We start from the raw sequence: 21,090 nt of genomic DNA, 5'->3' as shown, positions 1-21,090 counted from the left end.
GCATTTTTAGGGAGCAGGTATGTCTGAATCATTCGTACGTTTTCATCCAGACGTGGTGCTTGATGCGTGTGGGCTGCCGTGTCCGATGCCGTTACTCAAGACTAAACAGGCGTTAGCCGGTTTGGCGGCTGGGCAGTTGCTTGAAGTGCGTGCCACTGATGCAGGCTCATGGCGCGATATAGCGTCGTTTACTGATCAAGGCAATCATGAGATGGCGGCGCGAGAGCAGCATGAAGGCACGTACTTTTTTTGGATACGTAAGGCGGGAGACGCACACTAATGACCATGCGTACTATTCTTAAAAGCTGGGTTGAACGCTATTTTTCTGATGAAGAAGCGCTCGTCTTATTGCTGGTATTGGTGGCTGGCTTTACGGCCATTATCTTGTTTGGCCACATGCTGGCGCCGTTTTTTACCGCGCTGGTTCTGGCTTTTCTGCTGCAAGGGGTGGTGAGCGCTTTAACGCGAAGAGGGATGCCTCATCTTTTAGCCGTTACTCTTATTTTTCTAGCCTTTATCAGTGCTTTGCTAACCCTTGCGTTCATTTTAATGCCGCTGATTTGGAATCAGTTGGTAGGGTTTGTACATGAAACGCCGCGCATGTTTGCCAGCGGCCAGGGGTGGTTGGATGAGATGCAGGCGCGCTACCCAAACCTGGTTACGCCTGATCAAATGCAGAGCTGGATCGGTGTAGCAAGCCGTGAAATTAGCCAGCTAGGCCAGCGTGCGCTGACGCTCTCCTTGGCCTCTTTGGGTAATGTCATGTCGCTGATTATTTACCTCGTCCTTGTGCCCATTCTGGTCTTCTTTATGCTGAAGGACCGCGAGGCGCTGGTTGGGTTCGCGGTTTCGCTGTTGCCACAAAAACGTGCGCTGTTAACGCGCATCTGGCAGGAAATGGATCATCAGATTGCGAACTATATTCGGGGCAAGTTCATCGAAATCATCATTGTGGGTACGGTAGCGTTTGGCACCTTTACCTTTTTTGGCTTGCCGTATACAGCGCTGCTGGCCGTTCTGGTGGGCTTTTCGGTGCTGGTGCCTTTTATCGGCGCTGCGGTGGCTACACTGCCGGTCATGGCGGTAGCAGGTTTTCATTTTGGATTAAGCGATCAGTTTATTTATGTGCTGGTTGCCTATGGCGTGATTCAGGCACTGGATGGAAACGTTCTGTCGCCAGTGCTGTTTTCTGAAACCAATAATATTCATCCCGTTTCCATTATTGTCGCGGTGCTTTTCTTTGGCGGTATTTGGGGCTTCTGGGGCGTGTTTTTCGCCATTCCGTTGGCCACACTGCTAAAAGCGTTGGTCTACGCTTGGCCGCGGGGTGTTCGTGAGCAGAATGGGGAAGAGGGTATTATCCAGGCGGAGTCATAAGACCGCACGGCCGCTGCCCGAGGGTTAACAATGCCCTTGGTTTAACACGCTGAGTCTTTTGAACAGTTAACGCCCGCTCGGTGACGACACCGGGCGGGCGTTTTTATTAACGACTCGCGTGTAGTGCTTCCGCGGCAGCCAGCACTTCCTCTACGTGGCCTGGCACTTTAACGCCACGCCATTCGTTGGCAAGGTTGCCTGCTGCATCTATTAAGAAAGTACTGCGCTCAATGCCCAGGTGCTCCTTGCCGTACATTTTTTTCAGTTTAATAACATCAAATATCGTACAGACAGTTTCATCCTTGTCGGAAATGAGCGGGAAGTTAAAATCCTGCTTGGCTTTAAAATTTTCCTGGGCACGCAAACCGTCCCGAGACACCCCTAAAATAACCGTATTGGCGTTATCGAACGCTTTTTTATGGTCGCGGAAATCGCCGCCTTCGGTGGTGCAGCCGGGTGTGCTGGCCTTGGGATAAAAATAGATAACGACCTGTTTGCCACGTAGTTCCGACAGTGTGATTGTCGTATCGCCCGTCGCACTTGCAGAAAAATCGGGGACAGGTTGGCCTAATTCGATATGCATGCAGACTCCTAATCGTTGACGACTTATAGGGTGATTACACGCAACCTGAGGCAGCATGTCAAAGGCATGATAGGTGTGCATCACAAACTCACAGCGGTTTGCGCTGTACAGGCTCGAATCGCCTGAGTACCATTTACCCTCTGTAGGCCCAAACGGGCAGTCGCCATGATGCGTAAAAGAGTGGTTCGGCGCCTTGTCTGGATGTCTATGTTGGGCTTGGTCTCATAATTTTGTAGATGAGGAATAAACGGATGATCACAGGCAGCATCGTCGCCCTGGCGACGCCGATGAAAGTCAATGGCGACATCGACTGGGAGGCGCTTCGTCGTCTGGTGAACTTCCACCTTGATAACGGAACAGACGGCATCGTTGCCGCAGGCACCACTGGCGAGCCCACGACCATGACGTTTGCAGAGCACTTTGACGTGATCCGCAGTGTGGTGGAGGAGGTCAACGGACGCATTCCGGTGATCGCCGGTACGGGTGCTAATGCGACGTCTGAAGCCGTTGAGCTTGCTCGGTACGCCAGTGAAGTAGGGGCTGATTACTGTTTGTCCGTTTGCCCCTATTATAATAAGCCGACTCAGGAAGGCTTGTACCAGCACTTTAAGGCGGTGGCAGAAGGCAGCAAACTACCGGTTATCATGTATAACGTGCCGGGGCGTACCTGCTCTGACCTGTACAATGAAACGGTTGTACGCTTGGCAGGCGTTGATAACATCATCGGTTTGAAAGATGCCACTGGAAACCTTGAGCGCGCAGAAGATCTAATTTCGCGCTTAAAGGGCAGTGACTTTATGCTGTATTCCGGTGATGACGCGACGGCCTGCGAGTTTATGCTGATGGGTGGGCATGGTGATATTTCGGTGACGGCGAACGTTGCCCCTAAGGCAATGCATGAGCTATGTGCGGCCGCTGTCGCTGGCGATGCAGATAAAGCGCATCAAATTAATACCCGTTTAATGCCGTTGCATACTAATCTGGGCATTGAATCCAATCCTATACCGGTAAAATGGGCGCTTAACCGGATGGGGTATATGGATGCAGGTATTCGTTTGCCACTGACATGGTTATCCGAGAAGTACCACGCCACTGTCAGTGAAGCGCTGCAGCTAGCGGGCGTGATTGAGGAGTAATGCTCTTTCATTACACCCAGCGCGATACCCTTTGTTACCGGGAGCACAGTGATGTGCTGCCGGTTAACTGATTTGTTGACTGTTAAGGTGGCTTGATGAGCTTTGTGCTTGAAAAACGTGCGCTTAAATGGATACCGCTGGCACTCGTAACGGCTGTCGCTCTGGCAGGTTGCGCGCGCGATGGTTATTACCACGACCGTAACCTGGATTATACAGAAGCCGCTCCGGCGCCCCCTCTGGTGCTGCCAGAGACCCGCAATGCGCAGCGCTATCAGGATGCACTGCCCGTTCCTCAAGCAGCCATGCAGGGTGCCCGCATCGAAGAAGCTGCGGAAATACGCGCTCCTCAGTCGTTATCGATTGGCAGTGGTCTAGAGCCCGAATACGTGGAACGCCGGGAAGCAGGTAGCCAAAGCTGGCTAGTGGTGGCGGCCGATACGGGCGCCGTCTGGCCGCAGTTGGAGTCCTTTGCGCGTAGCCGTCAACTAGGTGTGGAGCAAAGCGATGCGTCGCAGGGCGTTATCGTAACGTCGCAGGCCGATTTACGTCTGCAAAGTGCCATGCGTTCTGGCAGCAGTGAAGTGCGCTGTGAGCGTGGTGGCCAGACCATGACGAGCTGCCTCGACGCCTTGGAAGAGTTTCTGGGGGCGCGTAGTGCGTCACAGAGCGTGGCTTCCTCCTGGAATGCCCAGCGCTTGAATACCCAGCAAACGCTACAGCTTCGTCAGCAGGGTGATGAGTGGGAAGCTGTCATTCCCCAGCCGATTGATCGTGTTTGGGCTGAACTCAATCACTATCTCGCGTTGGATTTCACCCTACAAGGTCAGCGTAATCTGCTCGCTACCAGCCCGGAGCGTCATGAATTTCTGGTGGAATACATGACCGAGACTGAGCGTGGTCGCAACCCGCTGCAAATTGTATTTAGTGCCGATGTGCGCAAGATGCCCCAGGAAATACGTATTGTGCTGCAGCCCGATGGCAATCAGACCATTTTACGCGCGGTGAATGCCAGTGAGCGTGAGTTTAATGCCGATGACCAGCGTGAGCTGTTAGAACGTGTTGCTGGCTATTTACGTTAATCTGTTTATTTGATCCCTTTCGGAGCTGTCATGGAAAAGCGCCAAGAACTTTATGCCGGTAAGGCAAAATCTGTATATCACACCGATGATCCGGATCTGCTGGTGCTGCAGTTTCGTGATGACACCAGCGCTTTTGATGGTAAGAAGAAAGAAGCGCTGGCCCGTAAAGGGATGGTCAATAACGTCTTCAACGCATTTATTATGGAGCGTTTGCAAGAGGCCGGTATCCCTACGCATTTTGAAAAACAACTCTCCGATACCGAGAGCCTTGTTAAGAAAATGCAGATGATTCCGGTCGAGTGCGTGGTACGCAACATCGCTGCGGGTGGGCTGGTAAAACGCCTGGGCGTTGAAGAAGGTGTTGCACTTACGCCGCCTACCTTTGAGCTGTTCTTGAAGAACGACGAAAAAGGCGACCCGATGATCAACGAGTCGTTGGCAGAAACCTTTGGTTGGGCAACGCCCGAGCAGCTGGCCAAGATGAAAACGCTGACCTTCAAGGTTAACCACGTGTTAAAGCAACTGTTTGCCGAAGGCGATATGCTGCTGGTGGACTACAAGCTTGAGTTTGGCGTGTTCAAAGGCGAAGTGGTGCTGGGCGATGAGTTCTCTCCGGATGGCTGCCGCCTGTGGGATGCCAATACCCGAGAGAAGCTGGATAAAGACCGCTTCCGCCAAGGCCTGGGCGGCGTGATCGAAGCCTACGAAGAAGTAGGTCGGCGTCTGGGAATCACCTTTCCTGCCTGATCGCCCGTACTAGCCAGTCATGATGTCGATAGCCACCACTTCTAACGTGGTGGCTTCGTCGTTGTGTAGGGCTCGAAACTTCACATCGACATCGCTCAGCCTAACGCCATAGACACGCCCAGGCTCCTCGCTTTGCTTGTAAGCGGGGCGTGGGTCTTGCCCAAGCACTTGCTCGATCAAGGCATACAAGCTTGCGCTATCAACGCGGCGTGCCAAGGTATCCAGCGCATCGTGGCTGAACGTGACGGGCAGCAACACGGGGGCTTGCGGTGCAAAACCGGCGACAGCTTCAGGGCGTGCTTCGGCCCAGGGCAGGTAGGGCTTGATATCGACCACCGGGGTGCCGCTCACCAAATCGCAGCCTTCGAGTCTTAAACGAACCCCTTGGTGAGTTTCGATACCGGCCAGCGTTACCAGCGAGAGGCCCAGCCGATTAGGTCGGTGGGTACTGCGGCTGGCAAATACACCTACCTTGCGGTTGCCCCCAAGCCGTGGTGGGCGTACTAATGGCGTCCAACGCTCTGGGCTTTGATGAAAAATAAATGACACCCAAAGATGGCTAAAATCCTCCAGTCCACGCACCGTTAAGGGGTCGTTATAGGGTGCCGTTAGCACGAGACTGGCGTTGGCCGCCTGCGCCAGGCCCGGTTGGCGGGGTATGCCAAACTTGTCCGGGTAGTCGCTAACAACGTAACCGATAGGCGTCAGCGTAAAGGACGCACTTTCAGGGGCATTGTGCATGCTACTGCCTTATGCTGAGATAGGCGGCCAAGTATAAAGCAGGCTGACGTTATACGCCGAATGCTTGATCCCCATTTCGATAACTGCTTAGAGGTGATGCATGCCAACGACCGAGGAGCTTTCTGCGCCAAAAGCCCCGGCGGCGAGGGTGACCTACCGCGCTGCTTTAGCGCGCGACGCCGCCGACCAGGCAGAAGTGTTTTACCATGCGGTCATGCAAGGCGCAGCCAGCCACTATGAGCTTAGCCAGCGGCGCGCCTGGGCCAATGCGCTGCCCCGTGAAGCCAGCGCCTGGGCGGTTCGCCACGCGCTTTACACCACACTGGTGGCGGTGTGCGACGGGCGCTGTGTGGGCTTCCTTGAGCTTGATGTGAAGGAAGGGCGTATCGAAACGCTGTATGTGTGGCCCTCGCTGACCGGGCGTGGTATTGGCACCACACTGTTGATTCATGCTGAGCGTATGCTGTTGGAGCGGGGAGTTGATCGCATCGAGATTGAGGCGAGCCTGATGCTTTATGACCGCCTGCTGCGCCGAGGCTGGGAAAACCTGGGCGAGCAGTGGGTTGAACGAAGCGGTGAGTCACTTCAGCGTTATCGGATGGAAAAGCGCCTGAGTGCGATTGAAACCTGAGCTTGAGACTAACTCTGAAGCTGACCCCTGGCTATACGCTATAGCTGCGGGTAATTCGCATGGAGAGATCAATGGACTGGATATCTTTGGTCAGCGCGCCGCTGGAAATACAGTCGATCCCCGTATCGGCAATCGCTTTGAGCGTAGCCGCATCGACATTGCCTGAGGCCTCAAGCGTGGCGCGCCCGCCGTTCAGTTCGACTGCTACGTACAAATCTTCAAGTGCGAAATTATCCAGCATGATGATGTCAGCCCCGGCCGCCAATGCCTGGTCAAGCTCTTCAAAGGTCTCTACTTCCACCTCTACCGGCACATCCTTGGCAAGTGCCCTTGCCTGACTCACCGCGGCCTTGATGCCGCCGCATGCCGAAATGTGGTTCTCCTTGATTAAGAATGCATCCCAAAGACCTATTCGATGATTGTGGCCTCCGCCGCACGTAACGGCGTATTTTTGCGCCAAACGCAGGCCGGGAAGCGTTTTGCGGGTATCGAGCAGGCGAACGCCGGTACCCTCAATCAAGTTGACGTAGCGGCGCGTTGCGGTTGCCGTGGCAGACAGCGTTTGTAACATGTTGAGCGCCGCGCGCTCCCCGGTTAACAAACTACGTGCCGGGCCTTCCAGTTCCAAAAAGCCTTGGCCTTCATCCAGCAAGTCACCGTCAGCGGCTAGCCAGCGAAGCGTGACGCGCGCATCCAACTGCTGAAAAATTTCATCGACCCACGCAGTCCCACACAGCACCGCAGACTCACGGGTAATCACCGTCGCTGTTGCCCACTGGTCCTCGGGAATTAGCTGGGCAGTAATATCGCCTGAGCCTATATCTTCGTTAAGCAGGCGAGTCACGCAGGTGCTGATCTCTTCAGCTAGCGCATTTTGGTTATTCATGGCGGTGAGCTCTCTGGGCATGATCAAATGAGACCGGCATTATAGTAAAAGAGGGCCGCTAATGAGAGCAGTGAAAAGAGCGCGACGTAAAGGAGACTTTGTGGGTGATTAATGACCAGACACACGACGGCTGGTGGGGCAGGGCGCGCAGGGTTGACTCGCCCAATTATGATGCGCGACCTACTGATGAAGTATCGTTATTGGTACTGCATGCGATCAGTTTACCTCCTGGGCAATTTAGTGGTGATGCGATAGAGACGCTGTTCACTAATCAACTGGCAACGGACCAGCACCCTTTTTTTGCCGAGATTGCCCATTTACGCGTTTCAGCGCACCTGCTTATCCGGCGTGATGGTGAGTGCGTGCAGTTCGTGAATACGGATCAGCGCGCCTGGCACGCTGGGCGTTCACGCTGGTGGGATAGCCACGCCATGCAGTGGCGGCAGGCATTGAATGACATTTCACTGGGCATTGAGTTGGAAGGTGATGACATAACGCCCTTTACCAAGGCGCAGTACCACGCGCTGGCAGAAGTCACTCAGTGGTTAATGGTTCGCTACCCAGCGCTTGATGCATCACGAATGACGGGTCATGCGCATATCGCGCCGCTGCGTAAAACGGACCCAGGGCCCGCCTTTGATTGGGCCTACTTTTACCAGTGTTTGGCGAAAATCCACCTTGATACGCTTTAAAAAGAGCGATTAAGTTGTTCAACGACAAGAAAATAAAACGGTAGTTTAGCTACACTGCCTACGCATAAAGGGTAATAGGAAGCACCGTCGAAGCGTCTATGTTGCAGTGCAATAGTTTGTTTTCGATACGCTTTTCCACTACTCCGGAATTGGCAGCGTGGCGACTTTGCGGTATCTTCCTATATACAAAAGGCTAACTTTTACGACATTTATGTAGCTTTACTACATTCAGTGGTCTGTAGCTCGTTGAATATAGAGCTAAAAAAACATTAGCGTTACCGCGCAAATGCTTTTCTGCGGTGGCCATCAATCACCGCAGCTGCCCCAAACCCGTACGGGTTGGCGGGGCTCATGTCATTTATCGTCATTCGGAGAGACCTCTATGAGTCTGGAGACAAGAGAAGATCTCGATCCGGTCGAAACCACGGAGTGGCTGGAATCCCTGGAATCGGTGCTGGATCGTGAGGGCGAAGATCGCGCCCGTTACCTGATGACCCGCCTGGCGGATCGATTGCGCCGGGACGGGATGAAGGTGCCCTTCTCGGTGACAACCCCGCACCGCAACACGATTCCGCTGCATCGTGAAGCGCGGATGCCTGGTGATCTGTTCATGGAGCGGCGCATTCGCTCCTTGATTCGCTACAACGCGATCGCCCAGGTCATTCGTAATAACCGGGCCAACCCCGGGCTTGGCGGCCACATTGCCAGCTTTATGTCATCGGCAACCCTTTATGATGTGGGCTTTAACCACTTCTTCCGTGCGCCTAAAGATGACTTCGCTGGAGACCTGATCTACATCCAGGGTCACGTAGCACCGGGCATTTACGCACGCTCCTTCCTGGAAGGTCGTCTGTCTGAAGATCAGATGGATAGATTCCGTCAGGAAGTAGATGGCGATGGCTTGTCATCGTATCCGCACCCTTGGCTGATGCCGGATTACTGGCAGTTCCCGACCGTCTCCATGGGCCTTGGCCCAATCCAGGCGATCTACCAGGCCCACGTGATGAAGTACCTGCATCATCGTGAAATGAAAGACATGTACGATCGCAAGATCTGGTGTTTCATGGGCGATGGCGAGTGTGATGAGCCGGAATCCCTGGGTGCCATCTCACTGGCAGGTCGTGAGAACCTGGATAATCTGATCTTCGTTATCAACTGTAACTTGCAGCGTCTGGACGGCCCTGTGCGCGGTAACTCTCGCGTTATGGACGAGTTTGAAGGCGTTTTCCGCGGTGCCGGTTGGAACGTAATTAAAGTCGTTTGGGGGCGTCACTGGGATCCGTTGTTTGAGAAGGATAGTAAAGGCGTCCTTCAAAAACGTATGGATGAAGCGGTCGACGGTGAGTACCAGAACTACAAGGCTAACGGCGGCTCTTACACCCGTGAGCACTTCTTTGGTAAGTATCCTGAAACCGAAGAAATGGTTAAAGATCTTTCCGATGATGATATCTGGAAGCTCAATCGCGGTGGCCACGACCCGTTCAAGGTCTATGCGGCCTACCATGAAGCCGTTAACTCCACTAACGGTAAGCCGACGGTTATCCTGGCGCATACGGTAAAAGGTTACGGTATGGGTAGCGGCGATGGCGAAGCAGCCAACGAAGCGCACCAGGTGAAAAGCATGGAGTATGAAGCACTGCGGACCTTCCGCGATCGCTTCGGTATTCCGCTTTCCGATGAGCAGCTCAAGGAAGTGCCTTACTACAAGCCGGAAGATGATTCGCCCGAGCTTAAGTATATGCACCTGCAACGCGAGCGCTTAAACGGCTATCTGCCTAGCCGCAAAAGCGATTTTGAAGCGTTGGAAATCCCCACGCTTGAAGACAAAACCTTCGCCACGCAAATGGCCGGTTCAAAAGGTCGTGAAGTATCGACCACCATGTCCTTTGTGCGCGTGCTCAATGGCTTGGTTAAAGACAAGAAGCTTGGCAAGCTGGTCGTTCCGATTATCCCTGATGAAGCGCGTACCTTCGGTATGGAAGGTATGTTCCGTCAGCTCGGCATTTATACCGCCGAAGGCCAGAAGTATGAGCCGATGGATAAAGGCCAAATCATGTACTACCGCGAGGACCAGAAAGGTCAGGTTCTCGAAGAAGGTATTACGGAAGCCGGCGCGATGTCCGCGTGGATGGCGGCTGCCACGTCTTACAGCAATAACCACCTGACGCTGTTGCCGTTCTACATCTACTACTCGATGTTTGGCTTCCAGCGCATTGGCGACTTGGCCTGGGCCGCAGGTGACCTGCAGGCACGTGGCTTTATGGTCGGTGGTACCGCCGGGCGTACGACGCTTAATGGCGAAGGTTTGCAGCACCAGGATGGCCACAGCTTAATCCAGGCGTCGACCATTCCTAACTGCCGTAGCTACGACCCCACGTACGGTCACGAAGTCGCTGTCATCGTTCAGGATGGTTTGAAGCGCATGTTCACTGATAAAGAGAACTGCTTCTACTACCTGACCGTGATGAACGAGAACTATGAGCATCCGGAGCTTGAAAACGTACCGGTCGACGATATCGTCAAAGGCATGTACCTGCTGCGTGAGACGAAGGGCGACAAGGGCCGCGTTCAGCTGATGGGGTCTGGCACCATTCTGCGTGAAGTGGAAGCCGCCGCTGAGCTGCTCGAAAAAGACTGGGGTGTTGGCGCTGATATCTGGAGCGTGACCAGCTTTAACGAACTGCGTCGTGAAGCGCTGCTGCTTGAGCGTGAATCCTTCCTGAATCCGGACGCTGAGGCCAATAAGCCGCACGTGACGAAATGTCTGGAAGGCCGTGACGGTCCGGTCATTGCTTCGACGGATTACATGAAGCTCTATGCGGATCAGGTCCGTGCATGGGTACCAGGCGACTATACTGTTCTGGGTACCGATGGCTATGGTCGTTCGGACACGCGTAAGAAGCTGCGTTACTTCTTCGAGGTGGATCGCTACTTCGTTGTTGTAGCGGCCCTGCGTGCACTGGCTGAGCGTGGCGAGATTGAACGTAAGCAGGTTGGCGAAGCCATGAACAAATATGGCATCGACGCTAACAAGCCGAACCCGCTGACCAGCTAAACCGCTGCCCGGCGGGTTAAGTACCCGCCGGCTCGATCCGATTTGAAAGGAGCGCGACCTTGAGTAGCGAAATCATCAAAGTGCCCGACATCGGCGGTAGCGAAGGTGTCGAAATCATCGAGATCGCGGTGTCGGAAGGCGACGTCATTGCAGCGGAAGACACCCTGATCACGCTGGAGTCTGATAAAGCCAGCATGGATATCCCGGCCCCGAAGGGCGGTAAAGTCGTTAAAGTGCTGGTTAAAGAAGGCGATACCGTTTCCGAAGGCGACGATATCGTTGAGCTGGAAGCGGAAGGCGGCGGCGATGCCGAGGAAGAGGACGACAAGCAAGCGTCCGAACCCGAGCAGAAAGAAGCCCCTGCGGCCGAAGAGAAGCCCAAGGCCGAGCAGAAAAGCGCCAGGAAATCCGGTGGCGGTAAGCAAACCGTGGATATCAAGGTGCCGGACCTAGGCGGCTCTGACAACGTTGAGATCATCGAAGTTGCGGTGAGTGAAGGCGATAGTATCGATGCTGAAGATACGCTGATCACCCTGGAGTCTGATAAAGCCTCCATGGACGTGCCGAGCCCGCATACCGGTAAAATTGTCGCGTTTACCGTTAAAGAAGGCGACACGGTTTCTGAAGGCGATGTTATCGGCCAGATGGAAGTCGAAGGTGAAGGTGGCGACGAGGCCGACGGTGAAGCGCCTGCTGAGGAAGAGGCGAGCGCCTCCAGCAGTGAGCCTGAAGATACCCGCAGCGACGACAGCGAAGACGACGCGGCCAGCGGCGAGCCAGAGCGCAAGGAGATCCGCGTTCCGGATATTTCCGGCTCTACCGACGTACCGATTATTGAAATCGGTGTGGCAGTAGGCGATGAGATCAGCGAAGAAGATCCGTTGATTACGCTGGAATCTGATAAAGCCTCCATGGACGTTCCCAGCCCCTATAAAGGCAAGCTCCTTGAGCTGACCGTTAAAGAGGGTGATACCGTTTCTGAAGGCGATATCATTGGTTATATGGAAGTAGCGGGCGCGAAGAAAGCCGCTTCCAAGCCAGCGCCGAAGAAGGAGACTGCTCAGAAAACTGCTGAGAAGAGCACTGCCAAGCAGGGCGCATCAACCGTAGGCGGTACGCCCAGCCCTGAAGCGCAAATGGCCGCGCACAAGCCGCGTGATGGCAAGTTGGTACACGCAGGCCCAGCCGTGCGTATGCTGGCCCGCGAGTTTGGCGTCGACATTGGCCTGGTTAAGCCCAGCGGCCCCAAAGAGCGCGTGCTCAAAGAGGACGTTCAGGCCTATGTGAAGCAGGTCATTGCGAACCAGGGTAAGGCACAAGCACCGGGCGGAGCAGCTGCCGCCACGGGTGGCGCCGGTATTCCGCCGATTCCGGAAGTCGACTTCAGCCAGTTCGGTGAAGTCGAAGAGAAGCCGATGGGTCGTCTGCTTAAGATGGGCGCGACCAATTTGCATCGCAGCTGGCTTAACGTGCCTCACGTTACCCAGTTTGACGAAGCGGATATCACCGAGCTTGAGAACTTCCGTAAGTCGATGAAAGCCGAAGCCGAAGCGCAGGGGGCCAAGTTAACCCCGCTGCCCTTCCTGGTGAAAGCGTGTGCTTTTGCGCTGCGTAAGTTCCCGCAGTTTAATGTCAGCTTAAAAGGCGACGGCGAAACGCTGGTATGGAAGAACTACGTTCATATCGGTATTGCTGTTGATACCCCTGATGGCTTGATGGTGCCGGTACTGCGTGATGCCGATAAGAAGTCCTTGATCGAGATTGCCAAGGACATGGCAGAGCTGGGTAAAAAGGCACAAACCAAGAAGCTCAAGCGGGAAGAGATGACCGGTGGCTGTTTCACTATTTCGAGCCTGGGTTCGATTGGTGGCACGGCGTTTACGCCGATCGTGAATGCGCCTGAGGTGGCTATTTTGGGTGTTTCCAAAGCCCAAATGAAGCCGGTTTGGGATGGTGGTGCCTTCCAACCGCGCTTGATGATGCCGCTGTCGCTTTCCTATGATCACCGGGCGATTAACGGGGCGGATGCTGCGCGTTTCACGGCATTCCTGGCGGATGTGTTGACCGATATTCGCCGCTTGTTGCTGTGATCAGGTTGTCGGCATGATGTGGATTGTCGTGGCGCCGTTTGATGCGGTATCACGGCAATCCACGCAGCAGTATATGAGAAAGTAGCTGCAAATTAGGTTTAGTCAACGGCGCCCAGTGATGGGCGCCGTTTGCGTTTAGCGCTTCAAACGAGGCGGTCGGTGCGCCTGGCGTGCATCACTTGGCTGTTTTATTTAAAAAAATCTTACAAAAATACCCTTCTCAGGCTTTTGGGGAGTTGTGCCGCATGAGTGGCCCGGTTATTGTCGGTTAATTCATTTTATTGCGTTTTACTTTCAAGGAGCAGTGGCCATGCGTTTAATCCTGTTGGGTGCCCCCGGCGCGGGGAAAGGGACTCAAGCTCAATATATTTGTGAGCAGTTCAAGATTCCTCAGATTTCCACCGGGGATATGCTACGCGCGGCAATCAAAGACGGCACCGAGCTGGGGCTAAAAGTTAAAGAGATAATGAACAGTGGTGGCCTGGTGTCCGATCAGATCATTATTGACTTGGTGAAAGAGCGTATCAGCCAGCCAGATTGCGAGAACGGGTTCCTGTTTGACGGGTTCCCGCGGACCATCCCTCAGGCCGATGCCATGAAAGAGGGTGGCGTGAAGATTGACCACGTGCTTGAGATCGCTGTCCCGGATGAAGAAATTGTCAACCGCTTGGCGGGTCGCCGCGTTCACCCGGCGTCCGGGCGTGTTTACCACGTCGATCATAATCCGCCTAAAGAGCCTGGCAAAGACGATGTAACGGGCGAGCAGCTTATTCAGCGTGAAGATGACCAGGAATCAACCGTTCGTAACCGCTTGTCGGTTTATCACGATCAAACGGCACCGCTGGTGGATTACTACCAGCAGTGGGCAAACAAGGACGCTGAAGCAGCGCCCCAGTACCACCGTGTTGAAGGCGTAGGCAGCGTTGCCGATATTACGCGCCAGGTAAAAGAAGCCCTTGGCTGATTAAACGATGCTCGCTAAGCCGATGGCCCGCCAAGCGCGGGCCATCGTCGTATGGGCGCACTAAAGGTATAATGTTCGACTACTTATCACGAGTGCGGAATTGCTATGTCGTTACACCTTCTTGCGCTAGATGCCTCATCCAGCGCCTGCTCGGTAGCACTGCTACGTCAGAACGGCGCTGACCGCGAATGTCTAGCGCGCTACGAGATGACGCCGCGTGCGCATACTCGGCGGTTAATGCCGATGGTGGACGAGCTGTTAGCGCAAGCGCAGATTACACCGGCGGCGCTCGACGCCATTGCCTTTGGACAAGGGCCGGGCTCATTTACCGGGCTGAGAATCGCTACCGGAACGGCACAAGGCCTGGCCTTTGGTTTGGACCGCCCATTACTCGGCGTCTCAACGCTCAAAGCGTTGGCTCTCCAGGCCCATCGGCGCTTTCACTTTCGCTATATCGTCACTGCTCTGGATGCGCGTATGGGCGAGATCTACGCGGCCACATGGCACTGTTTGAACGATAGCGTGAGACTGGAGCAAGCTGAAGCCGTGTTGGCCCCAGAAGCGTTTTCACTACCTGAAGATGAAGCTGACTGGGTCGGCGTAGGCTCAGGTTTTACGCTTTGGGAGCGCTTTGCAGCCACGGTGCAAGTGAGCATGAGCCAGCACCTGGTTGATATGGAACCTCGTGCTGAAGAGATGGCCTGGTTGGGTGCCGATGATTTAGCGGCAGGGTTAGGTCAGCCGGCGCATCTGGCGCAGCCGGTGTATTTGCGCAATAACGTTGCCTGGAAAAAGCCGGCATGAGTCTGCCTGAAAAGGCCGTACTCCCAGAAGGACTGGCGCTTACGTATTGCGAGGGACGTTTAGTGCTGGCAGGGGATGAAAAACGCTATGGTAAACCGCTAAGCGTTGATTTTGCTGCAGGTAAAGCAGCCCATCGGCGTCAGTTTGGCGGTGGGCGAGGCCAACTGGTTGCCAAGGCGTGCGGGCTTGCTAAAGGCGTGACGCCAAGCGTTGTCGATGCGACGGCAGGGCTTGGGCGGGATGCCTTTGTACTGGCCGCACTGGGCGCTCATGTGCTGCTGGTTGAGCGTGTCGGCGCGATTGCCGCGCTGTTGGAAGACGGCCTGCTGAGAGCCGCTAAAGCGCATGATATCGCTGATATCATCGCTCGCATGACCTTGCGCCATGGCGACGCGGCTCAGTCGCTAGAAGCGTTGGTTGCCAAGGCCGCGTTTGATCCACAGGTCGTGCACCTGGACCCGATGTTTCCGCATCGGGAAAAGTCGGCGCTGGTCAAAAAAGAGATGCGCCTGTTTCGCGAATTGGCGGGCGATGACGATGATGCGCCGCGTTTGTTGGAAGCCGCTCTGGAGGTAGCGACACACCGGGTGGTGGTAAAACGTCCCCGTAAAGCCCCTCCGATTGCAGGCCCCGCGCCTCAGCATGTGTTGGAGGGAAAGACCAGCCGCTATGATCTCTATGTTAAGCAGTCGCTTCATCGTTGAGTCGATACCCATTACGCATTAACGAGGTATTTCATCAGGAGCAGAGCGCTATGAAGTATCAGCCCCTGACATGGCATGCGGGCAATCGATTTACCCTGCTGCCAGAGGCGTCTCGCTTTCTACCCGCCATGCTTGAAGCCATCAACCACGCCAATCACTATGTGTTGGTTGAGCTTTACTTGATGGAGTCGGGAGCGCTTGCTGACCAGGTGATACAAGCACTAACAACGGCAGCCCAGCGGGGTGTAAGGGTGTATCTGCTGTTGGATGGCTTTGGTTCCAAGGGGCTTGCTAGCAGCGACCGCGAGCGGCTTCTTGACGCGGGCGTGGCGCTGCGCTTTTTCAATCCGGTGGGGCTCCACTCACTGGCCCGGAACCTTAGTCGTGACCACCGCAAAATTATAGTGGTCGATGGACAAATAGCCTTTACCGGTGGGTTTGGCGCCGTCGATGAATTTTTAGAGGCATGGTACGACATTGCCGTGCGTATTGAAGGCCCGGTCATCGCCGACTGGGAGATGCTTTTTCGCACCCTTTGGCGTTCGCGCTTAACACGCGCAGAGGATAAGCGTCCTCCGGCGCCTCTTCCTCAACAGCGCCAGGCAGAGGCGTTTGAAGGCGGGGCAATCGGCCGAGCCATACAGGGCCGAGGCTACCGGTATCAGGCGATTCGTCACTCGCTTTACCGCCGGGTGCAGGGCGTTCAAGGGCGCCTTTGGCTCTGTACGCCCTATTTCGTGCCTACGTTTACACTGCGCCGTCGCTTGGCGCGGGCTGCAAAGCAGGGCGTGGATGTACGCCTTTTGCTGCCCGGCGCGAAGCATGACCACCCCAGCGTGCGTTACGCAGGACAACGTTTTTATCAGTCGATGCTTAAAGCGGGCGTACGCATTTACGAATTCCAGCCGACGTTTATTCATGCCAAATTTGTACTCGCGGATGACTGGGTGAGTATTGGCTCGTGTAACTTCGATCACTGGAATCTGCACTGGAACCTGGAGGCCAATCAGGAAGTGATGGACGAGCGGCTTGCTCAGGATGTGTGCGCTATGTTTGAGCGTAATTTTTCGGCCAGCAAGGAAGTGCTGGCCGAGGAGTGGGCCGCGCGCTCCTGGAAGCAGCGCGCCTTTGAATGGATATTTGGTACGCTGGATTCAGTGATTACCCGGCTTAAGTAACGATACCGGGTTGAATGAACACTGACTTAGCGACGCTTGCGGTTCTTGGCAGGCGTTTTTTTGCGCGGCTTGGGTTTGGGCGTTTCCGGTGGAACGCGGTAATGCAAATACAAATCAAGCACGAGCTCTGGCAATTGCGCGACCAGGCTTTCCTGGTGTGCCGTGTCGCTTGCCATCTCGGCCATGTCGGGCTCATCATCAAATAGCCCGGAAAGCAGCATAAAGGGCAAAAGCAGTGTTGCCGCGGCTTCTTCATCCTCCTGGAACCACGCGCTTTCATCGCTGAAGACGCCTTCCATAAAGCCCGCGCACCAGTCGCCAATCGGTGTTTCTTCCGCAGGCAGCCCATCCAGGGTTAAATCAAAAGGCAGTTCAGGAAGCCCGCCTTGCTCCAGCACGGCCATTGCATTGTTGCGCAGCAGGGTTAGCAGATTAACAATTTCATTGCGCTCGTTATCATCGGCATAGCGCGGTTCGCCTTGAAACAGCTCAACGAGCCACTGGGCCGGTGATACTTCGCTGGGGGCTACCGCGAGTGCCACGAGAAAGCCGTGGGCGGAGATCACGTCCAGCGCGTCTTCATCGACCTGGTCTGAGTCGAGGAAATCATCCAGCCTGTCGAGCTGCTCATCGGTCAGCAGTGGCTGCGGAGGGACAGTCTCTGGCGCGTTTGCATCGTCGGGGCGCTCTGCCATAGCAAGCCTCATGAGTTGGGTCGTTTAAAAAATGATACTAATGGGTAACCATCATTTAGGCATTCATTCATGACAAGTTTATCACTAATAGGCGCATCGCTAACGGGTACATTGCCGCTGCCGCCTTGGCCGGAAGATGAATTGGCGGCGCTGTCACCCGAGGCGCTACAAAAAGCGGCATTAAGCCGGGTCGAGCAAGCGTGGCAGCGCTGCCTGGAAGTGTATCCGCAGTTGCCGCGGCCCCGGGTATGGTTTGACTTAAAGGGCGCTTCAGCGGGGCAAGCCCATTGGGGGCGCGGTGGCCTGCGGTTTAATTTTATTTTGCTTAGTGACAATCGTACTGCGTTTTTTAACGATGTGATTCCGCATGAGATGGCGCATTGGCTGGTGTTTCATCTACGTGACGGGCGACGCTTAAAACCACACGGGCAAGAGTGGAAAACCGTGATGCGGGACTTGTTTGGGCTAGCCCCTCACGTTACCCACCGCTTCGACGTTCATAAGGCTCAGCCTGCACCTTACCGCTATCAGTGCGCCTGCCGTGAACACCTGTTGACGGCCAGGCGCCATGCGCTAGTTAACAAGGGGCGCCGCTATCGTTGTCGTCATTGCCAGGAGACGTTGGTCTATATCGCTTACGATAATCGTTGAAAGTCATCCAGGTTGCTGTTTTTTAAATAAAAAATGTTAATACCAATGTCTAAGAGGAAGCCGCCTAAGGGAGGTTTATGCTAGGGGAACATTCAGTGGTGTCGGGGCAACAAAGAATAATACCGACTACATTCCTATTGAGAGTGCGTTTCTACGGACATGAGGCAACTATGAGCGAACATCAAAACGTCTATCCGGTGCGCGATGCTATCGCCGCCAACGCCTGGGCCGATAAAGAAAAGTTCACGGCCATGTACCAGCAGTCCAAGGATGATCCCGAAGGTTTCTGGGCAGAGCAGGCCAAGCGTCTTGATTGGATTAAAGTGCCAACCATCATCAAGAACACCTCATTTAAACGGGATAATGTGGATATTCGGTGGTTTGAGGACGGCGTACTCAACGTGAGTGCCAACTGCCTTGACCGGCACCTTGAACAGCGCGGTGATCAAACGGCGATTATCTGGGAAGGCGATAATCCTGATGAATCCAAGCACATTACCTATCGTGAACTGCATGAGCGCACCTGCCAATTGGCCAATGCTCTGAAGTCGCTGGGTGTTGAGAAAGGCGATACGGTGACGATGTACATGCCCATGATCCCAGAAGCGGCCATGGCAATGCTTGCCTGCGCACGGATTGGTGCGGTCCACTCGGTCGTCTTTGGTGGCTTTTCGCCCGATGCGGTAGCCCAGCGGATTATTGGTGCTGATTCCAAACTGATTATTACCGCCGACGAGTCAGTGCGTGGTGGCAAACACGTGCCGCTCAAGGAGAACGTCGATTCAGCACTCACCCGCGAAGGCACCGACGTCTGCAAGAACGTACTGGTCGTAAAACGTACCGGCGGTGACATCGACTGGAAAGAAGGCCGCGATCTCTGGTTTGATGAATTGGTTGATCGACAGCAAGCGGTGTGCGACGCCGAGCCGGTGGGCGCCGAAGATCCGTTGTTTATCCTGTATACGTCCGGCTCAACAGGTGCACCTAAAGGCCTTAAGCACACGACGGGTGGCTACCTTACCTACGCCGCCATGACTCACCAGTATGTGTTTGATTACCAGGAGGGCGAGGTCTATTGGTGCAGCGCTGATGTGGGCTGGGTGACCGGACACAGCTATATCGTCTACGGGCCGCTTGCCAACGGTGCGACCACGTTGATGTTTGAAGGCGTGCCCAGCTATCCGACTCATGGGCGCTTGGGTGAAATTGTTGATAAGCATAAGGTCAACATTCTGTACACCGCGCCCACTGCCGTGCGTGCCCTGATGGCCCATGGTGACAACGTGATGAGCACCAGCTCACGCGACAGCCTGCGCCTGCTGGGTTCGGTAGGCGAGCCGATTAACCCGGAAGCTTGGGAGTGGTTCTATCGGGTGATTGGCAACGAAAACTGCCCCATTGTGGATACCTGGTGGCAAACGGAAACCGGCGGCATCATGATTTCTCCGCTGCCCGGCGCAATGGATCTAAAACCTGGCTCTGCCACGTTGCCCTTCTTTGGCGTACAACCAGCCTTGGTGGATAACGAAGGCCACCAGCTGGAAGGCGCCGCCGAAGGCAATCTGGTGATCCTTGATTCCTGGCCGGGGCAGGCGCGCTCTATCTGGGGCGATCACGAACGCTTTGTGCAGACCTACTTCTCCACCTACGATGGCATGTACTTCACCGGCGACGGCTGCCGTCGTGATGAAGATGGCTATTACTGGATTACCGGACGTGTGGATGACGTGCTTAATGTGTCGGGCCATCGCATGGGCACCGCAGAAATAGAGTCCTCGCTGGTTGCTCACTCGGCGGTGGCTGAAGCGGCGGTGGTAGGTTTCCCCCACGATATCAAGGGGCAGGGCATCTATATCTATGTAACACTGAACGATAGCATTGAGCCATCTGATGAGCTTAAGAAAGAGCTGACCCAGTGGGTACGTAAAGATATTGGGCCTATTGCCTCCCCCGATGTGATCCAGTGGGCGCCGGGGCTGCCTAAAACGCGCTCGGGCAAGATTATGCGGCGTATCTTGCGCAAGATTGCGGCCAACGAATGCGACGGCCTGGGGGACACAAGCACGCTGGCTGACCCCTCAGTGGTTGACGAATTGATTGAGCATCGAGCCAATCAATAGTAGCTTACTACTCAGTGGCTTAAGCGTGATGAGTGCTACGTAAGTTGATGAGTGTCAGCCAAAAAGAGCGCAAATAGCAGCATGCTGCGCTTATGCGTTGTAGTGCCGACCAGAGGGTCGGCACTGTTGCGTTTAAAAGGGTGACATAATGATGACAAAATATGCAGGTATGCTTGGGCATGAAGAAACCTTGGGGTACCATGCGTTGACCGTTTGAGCCTAGCGTCGTAGCGGCACGTATTTCCGCTGCACGAGGAACCGGAGGAATATCCATGGCAGTAGCCCATAAGTTTATCGTTGCAGACGACCATCCGCTGTTTCGTGCAGCGCTCACTCAGGCCTTGCGCCAATTAGCCCCGCAGGCTGAGATTGTCGAAGCCGACACCATGGAAGCCACAACGGAAGTGGTCAATCGCCATCCTGATGCCGACCTGATCTTGCTGGACTTGCACATGCCTGGGGCGCATGGCTTTTCAGGGCTCATTCAGTTGCGTGGCCAAATGCCGGATATTCCGGTGGCGGTGGTGTCGGGCAGTGATGAACCTTACGTCGTGCGGCGGGCAATTGACTACGGTGCTTCGGGCTTTATTCCTAAATCATCGTCGTTGCAGCTGATTGCTGAAGCGGTAGGCGAAATTCTTCAGGGTGAAGTCTGGCTGCCAGAAGCGTTGGCTAACGTGTTGGAAGAGACCAGTGAAGAGGAGTCGCGCTTTGCCGAAGCGATTGCTTCGTTAACGCCCCAGCAGTTTCGTGTGTTGAATATGCTAACCGAAGGGCTGCTCAATAAGCAGATTGCCTACGAGCTCAACGTTTCTGAAGCAACGATTAAAGCCCATGTGACGGCGATTTTACGTAAGCTGGGCGTTCATTCGCGCACACAAGCGGTCATTGCGGCGCAAAAACTGGAAGTCGAGCCGCCTAAAGTCGAGTCATAAACGCTCTCGTGGCGTGATTAAA

General features: G+C 54.8%; 20 protein-coding genes. 16 read left to right on the top strand and 4 right to left on the bottom strand.

All coding sequences use genetic code 11. From position 1 onward, the window contains the following. Positions 1 to 19: 19 nt before the first annotated feature. A complete protein-coding gene (locus ACT3TJ_RS02700) occupies positions 20 to 280 on the top strand; it encodes a sulfurtransferase TusA family protein (RefSeq protein ID WP_172117402.1) in 261 nt (86 codons plus the stop codon). Beyond that, positions 280 to 1,377: an AI-2E family transporter gene (locus tag ACT3TJ_RS02695; RefSeq protein ID WP_441677243.1), complete on the top strand. Its 1,098-nt coding sequence runs from the start codon at positions 280 to 282 to the stop codon at positions 1,375 to 1,377. The genes ACT3TJ_RS02700 and ACT3TJ_RS02695 overlap by 1 nt, the downstream gene beginning before the upstream one ends. Positions 1,378 to 1,483: 106 nt before the next feature. Here ACT3TJ_RS02695 and ACT3TJ_RS02690 read toward each other — a convergent pair whose 3' ends face one another. Then, positions 1,484 to 1,960: a peroxiredoxin gene (locus tag ACT3TJ_RS02690; protein WP_193053283.1), complete on the bottom strand. Its 477-nt coding sequence runs from the start codon at positions 1,958 to 1,960 to the stop codon at positions 1,484 to 1,486. 251 nt (positions 1,961 to 2,211) lie between these two features. On the opposite strand from ACT3TJ_RS02690, the gene dapA reads away from it, so the two are divergent. The 3 genes from dapA to purC all read left to right on the top strand — a co-directional run bounded on the left by dapA (position 2,212) and on the right by purC (position 4,922). Continuing rightward, complete coding sequence (dapA, locus tag ACT3TJ_RS02685; RefSeq protein WP_172117405.1) at positions 2,212 to 3,096, top strand: 4-hydroxy-tetrahydrodipicolinate synthase; 885 nt, start codon at positions 2,212 to 2,214, stop codon at positions 3,094 to 3,096. A 95-nt stretch (positions 3,097 to 3,191) separates the two neighbouring features. Continuing rightward, the gene (gene bamC / locus ACT3TJ_RS02680; RefSeq protein WP_193056862.1) at positions 3,192 to 4,175 is read left to right on the top strand and encodes an outer membrane protein assembly factor BamC; all 984 of its coding nucleotides are present in this window, start codon (positions 3,192 to 3,194) and stop codon (positions 4,173 to 4,175) included. A gap of 30 nt (positions 4,176 to 4,205) precedes the next feature. Further along, positions 4,206 to 4,922 carry a phosphoribosylaminoimidazolesuccinocarboxamide synthase gene (gene purC, locus ACT3TJ_RS02675; protein WP_172117407.1) on the top strand — a complete coding sequence of 239 codons (717 nt, stop codon included), beginning with the start codon at positions 4,206 to 4,208 and terminating at the stop codon, positions 4,920 to 4,922. Positions 4,923 to 4,931: 9 nt separating this feature from the next. Here purC and tsaA read toward each other — a convergent pair whose 3' ends face one another. Then, positions 4,932 to 5,663, bottom strand: a complete 732-nt coding sequence (gene tsaA / locus ACT3TJ_RS02670; protein ID WP_193056864.1) for a tRNA (N6-threonylcarbamoyladenosine(37)-N6)-methyltransferase TrmO — start codon at positions 5,661 to 5,663, stop codon at positions 4,932 to 4,934. A gap of 100 nt (positions 5,664 to 5,763) precedes the next feature. Between tsaA and ACT3TJ_RS02665 the strand changes: the two genes are divergently transcribed. Continuing rightward, positions 5,764 to 6,294 (top strand): GNAT family N-acetyltransferase, encoded by a 531-nt coding sequence (locus tag ACT3TJ_RS02665; RefSeq protein WP_193056866.1) that lies wholly within the window; start codon positions 5,764 to 5,766, stop codon positions 6,292 to 6,294. 31 nt (positions 6,295 to 6,325) lie between these two features. Here ACT3TJ_RS02665 and nadC read toward each other — a convergent pair whose 3' ends face one another. Then, on the bottom strand, positions 6,326 to 7,180 hold the full coding sequence (gene nadC / locus ACT3TJ_RS02660) for a carboxylating nicotinate-nucleotide diphosphorylase (protein WP_193056867.1): 855 nt from the start codon (positions 7,178 to 7,180) through the stop codon (positions 6,326 to 6,328). Positions 7,181 to 7,287: 107 nt separating this feature from the next. Between nadC and ampD the strand changes: the two genes are divergently transcribed. From ampD to ACT3TJ_RS02625, 7 genes are all read left to right on the top strand, one after another. After that, positions 7,288 to 7,872 (top strand): 1,6-anhydro-N-acetylmuramyl-L-alanine amidase AmpD, encoded by a 585-nt coding sequence (ampD, locus tag ACT3TJ_RS02655; RefSeq protein WP_193056887.1) that lies wholly within the window; start codon positions 7,288 to 7,290, stop codon positions 7,870 to 7,872. Positions 7,873 to 8,254: 382 nt separating this feature from the next. Then, entirely contained in the window at positions 8,255 to 10,927 is a 2,673-nt protein-coding gene (aceE, locus tag ACT3TJ_RS02650; RefSeq protein WP_193056869.1) for a pyruvate dehydrogenase (acetyl-transferring), homodimeric type, read from the top strand. A 59-nt stretch (positions 10,928 to 10,986) separates the two neighbouring features. After that, on the top strand, positions 10,987 to 13,017 hold the full coding sequence (aceF, locus tag ACT3TJ_RS02645) for a pyruvate dehydrogenase complex dihydrolipoyllysine-residue acetyltransferase (protein ID WP_193056871.1): 2,031 nt from the start codon (positions 10,987 to 10,989) through the stop codon (positions 13,015 to 13,017). Positions 13,018 to 13,327: 310 nt separating this feature from the next. After that, positions 13,328 to 13,981, top strand: a complete 654-nt coding sequence (gene adk / locus ACT3TJ_RS02640) for an adenylate kinase (RefSeq protein WP_172117413.1) — start codon at positions 13,328 to 13,330, stop codon at positions 13,979 to 13,981. 105 nt (positions 13,982 to 14,086) lie between these two features. Next, complete coding sequence (tsaB, locus tag ACT3TJ_RS02635) at positions 14,087 to 14,785, top strand: tRNA (adenosine(37)-N6)-threonylcarbamoyltransferase complex dimerization subunit type 1 TsaB (protein WP_193056872.1); 699 nt, start codon at positions 14,087 to 14,089, stop codon at positions 14,783 to 14,785. Continuing rightward, entirely contained in the window at positions 14,782 to 15,489 is a 708-nt protein-coding gene (locus ACT3TJ_RS02630; RefSeq protein WP_193056873.1) for a class I SAM-dependent methyltransferase, read from the top strand. The genes tsaB and ACT3TJ_RS02630 overlap by 4 nt, the downstream gene beginning before the upstream one ends. Positions 15,490 to 15,539: 50 nt before the next feature. Then, positions 15,540 to 16,667: a phospholipase D-like domain-containing protein gene (locus tag ACT3TJ_RS02625; RefSeq protein WP_193056874.1), complete on the top strand. Its 1,128-nt coding sequence runs from the start codon at positions 15,540 to 15,542 to the stop codon at positions 16,665 to 16,667. 26 nt (positions 16,668 to 16,693) lie between these two features. On the opposite strand, the gene ACT3TJ_RS02620 is transcribed toward ACT3TJ_RS02625, so the two are convergent. Next, positions 16,694 to 17,362 (bottom strand): YecA/YgfB family protein, encoded by a 669-nt coding sequence (locus ACT3TJ_RS02620; protein WP_172117417.1) that lies wholly within the window; start codon positions 17,360 to 17,362, stop codon positions 16,694 to 16,696. Positions 17,363 to 17,431: 69 nt separating this feature from the next. Between ACT3TJ_RS02620 and ACT3TJ_RS02615 the strand changes: the two genes are divergently transcribed. From ACT3TJ_RS02615 to ACT3TJ_RS02605, 3 genes are all read left to right on the top strand, one after another. Beyond that, positions 17,432 to 18,013 carry a SprT family zinc-dependent metalloprotease gene (locus ACT3TJ_RS02615; protein WP_172117418.1) on the top strand — a complete coding sequence of 194 codons (582 nt, stop codon included), beginning with the start codon at positions 17,432 to 17,434 and terminating at the stop codon, positions 18,011 to 18,013. 170 nt (positions 18,014 to 18,183) lie between these two features. After that, positions 18,184 to 20,133 carry an acetate--CoA ligase gene (gene acs / locus ACT3TJ_RS02610; protein WP_193053276.1) on the top strand — a complete coding sequence of 650 codons (1,950 nt, stop codon included), beginning with the start codon at positions 18,184 to 18,186 and terminating at the stop codon, positions 20,131 to 20,133. A gap of 272 nt (positions 20,134 to 20,405) precedes the next feature. Then, complete coding sequence (locus ACT3TJ_RS02605; RefSeq protein WP_016916171.1) at positions 20,406 to 21,068, top strand: LuxR C-terminal-related transcriptional regulator; 663 nt, start codon at positions 20,406 to 20,408, stop codon at positions 21,066 to 21,068. Positions 21,069 to 21,090: the final 22 nt, after the last annotated feature.

Origin of the sequence: Halomonas sp. AOP30-A1-24, from assembly GCF_052378165.1 — a bacterium.
Lineage (GTDB): Bacteria > Pseudomonadota > Gammaproteobacteria > Pseudomonadales > Halomonadaceae > Vreelandella > Vreelandella citrativorans.
The sequence above is the reverse complement of the archived record's forward strand: the minus strand, read 5'-3'. Positions and strand labels throughout refer to the sequence as shown.

Excerpts from the sequence above, each read along its gene's own strand:
- ACT3TJ_RS02700 (WP_172117402.1), top strand. The coding sequence starts at position 20 with ATGTCTGAATCATTCGTACGTTTTCATCCAGACGTGGTGCTTGATGCG.
- ACT3TJ_RS02695 (WP_441677243.1), top strand. The coding sequence starts at position 280 with ATGACCATGCGTACTATTCTTAAAAGCTGGGTTGAACGCTATTTTTCT.
- ACT3TJ_RS02690 (WP_193053283.1), bottom strand. The coding sequence starts at position 1,960 with ATGCATATCGAATTAGGCCAACCTGTCCCCGATTTTTCTGCAAGTGCG.
- dapA (WP_172117405.1), top strand. The coding sequence starts at position 2,212 with ATGATCACAGGCAGCATCGTCGCCCTGGCGACGCCGATGAAAGTCAAT.
- bamC (WP_193056862.1), top strand. The coding sequence starts at position 3,192 with ATGAGCTTTGTGCTTGAAAAACGTGCGCTTAAATGGATACCGCTGGCA.
- purC (WP_172117407.1), top strand. The coding sequence starts at position 4,206 with ATGGAAAAGCGCCAAGAACTTTATGCCGGTAAGGCAAAATCTGTATAT.
- tsaA (WP_193056864.1), bottom strand. The coding sequence starts at position 5,663 with ATGCACAATGCCCCTGAAAGTGCGTCCTTTACGCTGACGCCTATCGGT.
- ACT3TJ_RS02665 (WP_193056866.1), top strand. The coding sequence starts at position 5,764 with ATGCCAACGACCGAGGAGCTTTCTGCGCCAAAAGCCCCGGCGGCGAGG.
- nadC (WP_193056867.1), bottom strand. The coding sequence starts at position 7,180 with ATGAATAACCAAAATGCGCTAGCTGAAGAGATCAGCACCTGCGTGACT.
- aceE (WP_193056869.1), top strand. The coding sequence starts at position 8,255 with ATGAGTCTGGAGACAAGAGAAGATCTCGATCCGGTCGAAACCACGGAG.
- adk (WP_172117413.1), top strand. The coding sequence starts at position 13,328 with ATGCGTTTAATCCTGTTGGGTGCCCCCGGCGCGGGGAAAGGGACTCAA.
- tsaB (WP_193056872.1), top strand. The coding sequence starts at position 14,087 with ATGTCGTTACACCTTCTTGCGCTAGATGCCTCATCCAGCGCCTGCTCG.
- ACT3TJ_RS02630 (WP_193056873.1), top strand. The coding sequence starts at position 14,782 with ATGAGTCTGCCTGAAAAGGCCGTACTCCCAGAAGGACTGGCGCTTACG.
- ACT3TJ_RS02625 (WP_193056874.1), top strand. The coding sequence starts at position 15,540 with ATGAAGTATCAGCCCCTGACATGGCATGCGGGCAATCGATTTACCCTG.
- ACT3TJ_RS02620 (WP_172117417.1), bottom strand. The coding sequence starts at position 17,362 with ATGGCAGAGCGCCCCGACGATGCAAACGCGCCAGAGACTGTCCCTCCG.
- ACT3TJ_RS02615 (WP_172117418.1), top strand. The coding sequence starts at position 17,432 with ATGACAAGTTTATCACTAATAGGCGCATCGCTAACGGGTACATTGCCG.
- acs (WP_193053276.1), top strand. The coding sequence starts at position 18,184 with ATGAGCGAACATCAAAACGTCTATCCGGTGCGCGATGCTATCGCCGCC.
- ACT3TJ_RS02605 (WP_016916171.1), top strand. The coding sequence starts at position 20,406 with ATGGCAGTAGCCCATAAGTTTATCGTTGCAGACGACCATCCGCTGTTT.